Below are 2903 nucleotides of genomic sequence, written 5' to 3'. Positions count from 1 at the left end.
CGGCGAACTGATCCCGCAAGAATCCGACCGACTGCTCGGCTGGGTCGAATTGGAACTGTCGCACAACGGCATGCTGCTGCGCGGTTATCGCAGCCTGTTTGCCAGCCTGCTGCTGATTGCCGCCGGTCTGGCGGGCGCGGCATTGCTGGCGTTACGCATGGGCCGCACCATCAATCGTCCGCTGAGCCAGATCAAACAAGCCGTCGCGCAACTCAAGGACGGCCATCTGGAAACGCGTCTGCCGCCGCTCGGCAGTCAGGAGCTGGATGAACTGGCGTCGGGCATCAACCGCATGGCCGGCACCCTGCAAAACGCCCGCGAAGAACTGCAGCACAGTGTTGACCAGGCCACCGAAGACGTGCGCCAGAATCTGGAAACCATCGAGATCCAGAACATCGAACTGGATCTGGCGCGCAAAGAAGCACTGGAAGCCAGCCGGATCAAGTCCGAATTCCTCGCCAACATGAGCCACGAGATCCGCACGCCGCTCAACGGCATTCTCGGCTTCACCCATCTGTTGCAGAAAAGCGAACTGACCCCGCGCCAGCTCGATTATCTGGGCACCATCGAAAAATCCGCCGACAGTTTGTTGGGGATCATCAACGAGATCCTCGACTTCTCGAAAATCGAGGCCGGCAAACTGGTGCTCGATCATATTCCGTTCAACCTGCGCGACCTGTTGCAGGACACCCTGACCATCCTCGCCCCCGCTGCGCACGCCAAGCAGCTTGAGCTGGTCAGCCTTGTGTATCGCGACACGCCGCTGTCGCTGGTCGGTGACCCGCTGCGTCTGAAGCAGATTCTCACCAATCTTGTGAGCAACGCGATCAAGTTCACCCGCGAAGGCACCATCGTCGCCAGAGCGATGCTGGAAGAAGAACACGAAGACAGTGTGCAACTGCGCATCAGCATTCAGGACACTGGCATCGGCCTGTCGAATCAGGACGTGCGCGCGTTGTTCCAGGCGTTCAGTCAGGCCGACAACTCGTTGTCGCGCCAGCCGGGTGGCACCGGTCTGGGGCTGGTGATTTCCAAACGCCTGATCGAACAGATGGGCGGTGAAATCGGCGTCGACAGCACACCGGGCGAAGGCTCGGAATTCTGGATCAGCCTGAGCTTGCCCAAGACCCGCGACGATGCCGAAGACTTGCCCTCGGCGCCGCTGCTCGGACGCCGGGTGGCAGTCCTGGAAAACCATGAACTGGCGCGCCAGGCCTTGCAGCATCAACTGGAAGACTGCGGCCTCGATGTCACGCCGTTCAATACCCTGGAAAGCCTGACCAATGGCGTCACTGGCGCGCATCAGACCGATCAGGCGATTGATCTGGCGGTGATCGGCATTACCAGCAACGACATGCTCCCCGAGCGCTTGAACCAGCACATCTGGGATCTCGAACACCTCGGCTGTAAAGTGCTGGTGCTATGCCCGACCACCGAACAGACACTGTTTCATCTGTCGGTGCCCAACCCGCACAGTCAGTTGCAAGCCAAACCGGCCTGTACGCGCAAATTGCGTCGGGCGTTGTCCGATCTGGCCAATCCCCGCCAACCTCGCACCGAGCCGGGCGAACCGTTGTCGAGCCGCGCGCCGAAAGTACTGTGCGTCGACGACAACCCGGCCAACCTGCTGCTGGTGCAAACCCTGCTCGAAGACATGGGCGCCAAGGTGCTTGCCGTGGAAAGCGGTTACGCCGCGGTCAAAGCGGCATGGACGACTACCTGACCAAACCGATCAGCGAGCGGCAACTGGCGCAAGTGGTGCTGAAATGGACCGGCCTGGCCTTGCGCAATCAGGGGCCGGAGCGGACCAGCGAGAATTCCGCTGGCAACAATGAACTGCCGGTGCTCGATCACGAGGAAGGTTTGCGCCTGGCCGCCGGCAAGGCTGATCTCGCTGCGGACATGCTGGCCATGCTGCTTGCCTCACTGGAGGCCGACCGTGAAGCCATCCGCGCGGCGTGCGAAAACCGCGACCAGAACGCATTGATCGAGCGTGTCCATCGCCTGCACGGTGCCACCCGTTATTGCGGCGTACCGCAATTGCGCGCGGCCTGCCAGCGCAGCGAAACCCTGCTCAAGCAGGGTGACCCGAAGGCCGTGGCAGCGCTGGAAGAACTGGAGCGCGCGATCAACCGGCTCGCGGCGCAAGCGAAGATCAGTGCCTGATCCACGGCAATGCCGATCAACGCCAGCACCGCTAAAGTGAGCTTGGGTGATTCAATCCGTGTCGATGTTCCAGGAGGTTTTCATGCGCACGATCGTTTTCAGTAGCCAGACCTACGACCGCGACAGCTTCCTCGCCGTCGATTGCCCGGCGGGTATCGAACTGCACTTTCAACCAGCCCGGCTCAGCCTCGATACGGCGGCGCTGGCTGAAGCGCATGAAGTGGTCTGTGCGTTTATCAACGACGACCTTAGCGCACCGGTACTCGAGCGACTGGCCGCTGGCGGCACACGCCTGATTGCCCTGCGCTCGGCCGGTTACAACCATGTCGATCTGCCCGCGGCGAAACGTCTCGGACTGGCCGTGGTACGCGTACCGGCCTACTCGCCGCATGCGGTGGCCGAACACGCCGTGGCGCTGATCCTGGCCCTCAACCGTCGTCTGCACCGCGCCTATAACCGCACCCGTGAAGGCGATTTCAGCCTGCACGGTCTGACCGGTTTCGACCTGGTTGGCAAAACCGTCGGGATTGTCGGCACCGGTCAGATTGGTGCGGCCTTCGCGAAAATCATGCACGGTTTCGGCTGCGAGCTGCTGGCCTACGATCCGTTCCCGAACCCCGATGTACTGGCGTTGGGCGCGCGCTATCTGAGCCTGCCGGAGCTGCTCGCGCGGTCGCGGATCATCAGCCTGCACTGCCCGCTCAACGAGCAGAGCAAACACCTGATCAACCGCGACT

The 2903-nt window shown here is 61.9% G+C and carries 1 protein-coding gene and 1 pseudogene; both read left to right on the top strand.

Annotation, left to right across the window (positions count from 1 at the left end):
- Positions 1–2166: pseudogene (locus F8N44_RS31030) on the top strand (ATP-binding protein); the annotation flags it as partial.
- A gap of 82 nt (positions 2167–2248) precedes the next feature.
- The coding region (locus F8N44_RS31025) for an NAD(P)-dependent oxidoreductase (protein WP_150653009.1) at positions 2249–2903 on the top strand (655 nt) is incomplete at its 3' end.

It is taken from the genome of Pseudomonas fluorescens, assembly GCF_902497745.1.
GTDB lineage: Bacteria > Pseudomonadota > Gammaproteobacteria > Pseudomonadales > Pseudomonadaceae > Aquipseudomonas > Aquipseudomonas fluorescens_BM.
The sequence above is the reverse complement of the archived record's forward strand: the minus strand, read 5'-3'. Positions and strand labels throughout refer to the sequence as shown.